Source organism: Leisingera sp. JC1 (assembly GCF_001679925.1).
Classification (GTDB): domain Bacteria; phylum Pseudomonadota; class Alphaproteobacteria; order Rhodobacterales; family Rhodobacteraceae; genus Leisingera.
In genome coordinates this window covers 1-766 of record NZ_LYUZ01000051.1, presented here as the reverse complement: position 1 = coordinate 766, position 766 = coordinate 1, and the positions used below count along the sequence as shown (strand labels likewise).

Annotated in this window: 1 protein-coding gene and 1 pseudogene; both read left to right on the top strand. The window is 63.1% G+C overall.

What is annotated here, in order from left to right:
• A partial coding sequence (locus A9D60_RS26495) for a hypothetical protein (protein WP_065266701.1) occupies window positions 1-369 on the top strand: 369 nt, incomplete at its 5' end.
• A 12-nt stretch (window positions 370-381) separates the two neighbouring features.
• Window positions 382-766: pseudogene (locus A9D60_RS05650) on the top strand (sulfotransferase domain-containing protein); the annotation flags it as partial.

The window sequence follows — 766 nt, the reverse complement described above, 5'->3', positions numbered from 1 at the left end:
CTCTACGCCCGCAAGCGGCGCGCCTATCACAGCTCGGACAAGCGCGCGGCGGAAAGAAGCCGGGTGGTGATTGAGCCGGACGAAATCTTTGCCTGGATGGAGGGCAGCGCCGCCCTCGGCGCCTACGAGGAGCAGGTTTTGCGGAACGTGCCGCATACCGCGCTGAGCTATGAGCAGAACCTGAGCGGCGCAGATGCGCAGCAGGCCACCTACGCCGGGCTGCTGGACCGTTTCGGGCTGCCCTATGAAGCGCCGCAGACCGCCCTGCGCAAGGTGACGCCCTCGCGCTTTGAGGACACCATCGAAAACCACGCGGCGCTGCTGCAGGCGATTTCCGGCAGCCGCTATGCCTGCTATCTGGACAGCTGAGGGAGAACCGTGATGAAACCGACGGTCATCGGCATCGGCGCCCAGAAATGCGCGTCCTCCTGGGTGCATACCATCATGGGCACGCATCCGGAGATCGGCGTGTCCGACCCCAAGGAGCTGGATTTCTTCAGCTATTACTTCGACCGGGGCTATGCCTGGTACGAGCGTTTCTTTGAGGGCTGCGCGGGCAGGCCGCAGGCCTTTGAGAGCTCGCCCTCCTATTTCTATGATCCGCGCACACCGGAGCGGGTGATGGCCTATGATCCAAGCATCAGGATCATCGCCCTGCTGCGCGACCCGGTGCAGCGGGCCTATTCGAACCACCTGCATGAGGTGATCAAGGGCCATATCGCACCTGTCAGCTTTGCCGAGGGGATGCAGAACAACCCTGTCTACG